Annotated in this window: 2 protein-coding genes and 1 pseudogene; all 3 read left to right on the plus strand. The window is 70.6% G+C overall.

The genetic code is table 11. The annotated features are described in order from the left end of the window. Positions 1-295: 295 nt before the first annotated feature. Entirely contained in the window at positions 296-3,583 is a 3,288-nt protein-coding gene (gene icmF / locus MXD58_RS20255; protein WP_248840917.1) for a fused isobutyryl-CoA mutase/GTPase IcmF, read from the plus strand. A 185-nt stretch (positions 3,584-3,768) separates the two neighbouring features. Beyond that, complete coding sequence (locus MXD58_RS20260; protein ID WP_248840916.1) at positions 3,769-4,275, plus strand: MarR family winged helix-turn-helix transcriptional regulator; 507 nt, start codon at positions 3,769-3,771, stop codon at positions 4,273-4,275. A gap of 57 nt (positions 4,276-4,332) precedes the next feature. Then, a pseudogene (locus MXD58_RS20265) lies at positions 4,333-4,721 on the plus strand (mycofactocin biosynthesis glycosyltransferase MftF); the annotation flags it as partial.

Here is a 4,721-nt window from a genome sequence, read left to right on the forward strand (position 1 = left end):
ACTGCATGGGGGACCGTGTGGGAGAGTAGGACGCCGCCGGACTATATATACGTGTGGGGCTGCCCTGTTTTCAGGGCGGCCCCACACGTATTTGTGTTGGCATTTATGGCGGCTTTTGCATTACCTAGCGGATTGCCTTCGCCGGGTTGAGTTTCTGGCGCGTCGCGGAGCTGGCACTCCGGGCGCGGGTTCCAGGGATCCGGTGGCGGCAACTAGATGGACGTCCTACTATCGGAAGTCGGAACACCGGCTGTGCGGGCCGCCGGGCCTGCTCACGCACAGGGGAGCCGCTTCGATGCCGTCCGCCTCGCAGGACCTGACTGGTCTCCACGCCCCCGCCAGCCCGGTGCGGATCGTGACCGCGGCCGCGCTCTTCGATGGTCACGATGCGGCCATCAACATCATGCGAAGGCTGCTGCAGGCCCAGGGCGCCGAGGTCATTCACCTCGGTCACGATCGCGGTGTCGACGAGGTGGTGGCGGCCGTCATCCAGGAGGACGCCCAGGGTGTGGCGATCTCGTCCTACCAGGGCGGCCACGTTGAGTACTTCAGCTACCTGGTCGAGCGGCTGCGGGAGCGGGGCGCTGGCGATGTGCGGGTGTTCGGTGGCGGCGGCGGGGTCATAGTCCCGGCCGAGATCGAGCTCCTGCAGGCGAGGGGAGTGACGCGGATCTTCTCTCCGCGTGACGGTCAGGCGATGGGCCTGGCCCGGATGATCAACGAGATCGTGCGGGCCTGCGACGTCGACCTCGCCGAGGATCCACCGAAGCTCGCCGAGGTGCTCGCGGGCGAGCAGGCGGCCCTCGCCCGCGCGCTCACCGTGCTCGCGGCCGGCCGGGACGATGACCTGGCGCGTTCCCTGGTGCGGGAGGCGCAGCGCTGCCCGCCGATGCCGGTGCTCGGCATCACCGGTACTGGCGGGTCGGGCAAGTCGTCGCTGACCGACGAGCTGCTGCGGCGCTTGCGGGTGGACCAGGGTGACCGGCTGCGGATCGCGGTACTGGCGATCGACCCGTCGCGCCGCCGCGGCGGCGGGGCCTTGCTGGGCGACCGGATCCGGATGAACGCCCTCGACGACGGGGCAACGGAGCGGACCTTCTTCCGCTCGCTGGCCACCCGGGGCTCGGGCGTCGAGATCCCGCGATCCGTGCGCGAGATGACGGCCGCGTGCCGGGCGGCCGGCTATGACCTGGTCATCATCGAGACGCCGGGAATCGGCCAAGGCGACGGCGCGGTCGCCAGCTACAGCGACGTCTCCCTGTACGTGATGACGCCGGAGTACGGCGCAGCGTCCCAGCTGGAGAAGATCGAGATGCTGGACATCGCCGACGTCGTCGCGGTGAACAAGTTCGAGCGGCGGGGAGCGCAGGACGCCCGCCGCGACGTCGCCCGCCAGCTCGTGCGCAACCGGGCGGCTTTTGACCTGGCGTGGGAGGACATGCCGGTGTTCGGCACGTCCGCGGCCCGCTTCCAGGACGACGGGGTGACCGCCCTCTACCAGCACCTTCTCGGCCTGTTGCGGGAACGCGGACTGCGGGCCGAGGCGGGGGTGCTGCCCGCGGCCGGGGTCCGGGTGTCGAGCGGACTGTCCACCGCCGTGCCGCCCGCCCGGGTGCGCTACCTGGCCGAGATTGCCGAGACCGTCCGCGGATACCACGCCGAGACGGAGCGCCACGCCCAGATCGCCCGGCGCCGGCAGCACCTGAGCACGGCCCAGGAGGCGCTGCGGGGGATGGCTACCCCGGGCGCGGTGGCCGAGGCCACTGTGCTCACCGGGCTGCGGGAGGAAGCCGACGAAGCGCTCGCCCCGTGGGCGAAGTCCCTGCTCGCAGCCTGGCCGGAGGTCCTCGCGGCACGCCAGGGCGACGACCTGACCTACCTGGTCCGGGGCCGCGAGGTCCGCACGTCCCTGCGGCGCACCACGCTCACCGGCAGCCGGATCTCCCGAGTGGCGCTGCCCGACATCGACGACGACGCCCGGCTGCTGCGCTTCCTGCGCCGAGAGAACGTGCCGGGGGCCTTTCCTTACACGGCGGGCTGTTACCCGTTCAAGCGGTCCGGCGAGGCCCCGGCGCGGATGTTCGCCGGTGAGGGGGACCCGTTCCGGACCAATCGGCGCTTCCACCTGCTCTGCGCCGGGTCGCCGGCGACCCGGCTGTCGACCGCCTTCGACTCGGTGACCCTCTACGGCCGGGACCCGGCGCCCCGGCCCGACGTCTACGGCAAGATCGGCACGTCCGGGGTCTCCGTCGCCAGCCTGGAGGACATGTCGGCGCTGTTCGACGGCTTCGACCTGTGCGATCCCTCGACCAGCGTGTCCATGACGATCAACGGCCCGGCGCCGGCGATCCTGGCGATGTTCCTCACCACGGCGATCGACCAGCGGATCGCGGCGTTCGCCGCCGAGCGCGGCCGCGATCCGGACCCCGCCGAGGCCGCCGAGGTCACCGCCGACGCGCTGCGCACCGTGCGCGGCACGGTCCAGGCGGACATTCTCAAGGAGGACCAGGGGCAGAACACCTGCATCTTCTCGACCGAGTTCGCGCTGCGGGCGATGACAGACGTCCAGCAGTGGTTCATCGAACACGAGGTGCGCAACTTCTACTCGGTCTCGATCTCCGGTTATCACATCGCCGAGGCCGGTGCGAACCCCGTCACCCAGCTCGCCTTCACCCTGGCCAACGGATTCACCTACGTCGAGGCGTACCTGGCCCGCGGGATGCGGATCGACGAATTCGCGCCGAACCTGTCGTTTTTCTTCTCCAACGGCATGGACGCCGAGTACACCGTCATCGGCCGGGTCGCACGACGGATATGGGCGGTGGCGATGCGTGAGCGTTACGGCGCGGCGGCCCGTTCGCAGATGCTCAAATACCACGTGCAGACGTCGGGGCGGTCGCTGCACGCGCAGGAAATGAATTTCAACGACATCAGGACCACGCTCCAGGCGCTGTGTGCATATTACGACAACTGCAACAGTCTGCACACGAACGCCTTCGACGAGGCGGTGACCACGCCGACCGAAACCTCTGTGCGCCGCGCACTCGCCATTCAAATGATCATCGAGCAGGAATGGGGCCTGGCGGCCAACGAGAATCCGCTGCAGGGGTCGTTCGTCGTCGACGAACTGACCGACCTGGTCGAGGAGGCGGTGCTCGCCGAGTTCGACCGGATCAGCGACCGCGGCGGGGTGCTCGGCGCGATGGAGACCGGATATCAGCGCGGACGCATCCAGGACGAGTCCATGCTGTACGAACGGCGCAAGCACGACGGCAGCCTGCCCATCGTCGGGGTCAATACCTTCCTCGCGTCGGCCGCGGACGGCGACGCCGCGACGTCGGGCGGTGCGCTGGAACTCGCCCGCGCCACCGAGACGGAGAAAAGCTCCCAGCTCGACCGGGTGACAGACTTCCAGCGGCGCCACGTGGGCGAGGCCGAGGCGGCCCTGGCCGAACTGCGGTCCGTCGCCGCCGGTGCCGGGAACGTTTTCGAGACGCTGATGAATGCCGTCCGGGTCTGCTCCCTCGGTCAGATCACCGAGGCGTTCTTCACCGCCGGCGGGCAGTATCGCCGCAATGTTTGAGTTCGGCCGGGAACCGCCGGTGCGACCGGACGAACCGAGTGGTGGCGAACCGTAATCCTCCCGTACGCCTGAGTCTTTGCCTGGGCGTCCGTCCTGAGGTGCAATGGACGCTGGTCGTCACCGGACGGCCCCCAGCCCCGGCGGCGGGCGGGGAAACGTCCTCGAAGCGCAGGAGCAACCAAGCCGTGGCCACTCCCAAACCGCTGCCCACCGATCCCATCGCGGAGGCTCACCGGCACTGGTCCGCGCACGGCTGGGGCACGGTGGCGGACGGCATGGCGGCGGTCACGTCGCTGATGCGGGCACAACAGATCATGTTGGCCCGCGTGGACGAGGTGCTGCGACCGCTCGACCTCACCTTCGCCCGGTACGAACTCCTGATGCTGCTGTTGTTCTCGCGCCGCGGCGCCCTCCCGCTCAACAAGATCGGAACCCGGTTGCAGGTCCATCCGACGAGTGTCACCAGCGCGGTCGACCGCCTCGAGGCCCGGGGGCAGGTTCGCCGCACCCCTCATCCCACCGACCGGCGGGCGATCCTCGCGGAGATCACCGAGGCGGGCCGGGAGACGGCGCTCGCCGCGACCGAGAAGCTCAACGACACCGTGTTCGCCGATCCTGGCCTGGGTGACGGCGGGGTGCGCTCGCTCATCGCGCTGCTCACCGAGCTGCGCCGCGAAGCCGGCGACTTCTGACCCGGCCGGCCGGGACGCGGGCGTGCCCATGACGATGACGACCGGTCCGGTGCGGTGGTGATCCCGCTGCCCGCGTCCTTCCGGGTGTGGTGCGACCCGGATCTCACCGTCCTCGAGCCGGGTAGCGGACCCGGCGCGGCCGCGGGCGCCGCTGTGCTGCTCGGCGGGTCTCCGCTGCGGCTGATGACGCTGTCCGCAGCCGGGGTCCGGGTCCTCGCGGCGCTGCGGGCGGGGCTCACCGTCGGGGCCGCGGGGCCAGGCGCGGGCCTGCTCGCCCGCCGGCTCGCCGACGCCGGGCTGTTGCATCCCCTGCCGCCCCGCCAGCCATCCGCGCCGGCGGCACTCACCGCGGTCATCCCGGTGCGCGACGGCGCCGCGCGGATCGGGCCGCTGGTGGCGGCCCTGCGCGAACGCTGCGCGGAGGTCATCGTCGTCGACGACGGCTC

Origin of the sequence: Frankia sp. AgKG'84/4 (assembly GCF_023242965.2) — a bacterium.
Classification (GTDB): domain Bacteria; phylum Actinomycetota; class Actinomycetes; order Frankiales; family Frankiaceae; genus Frankia.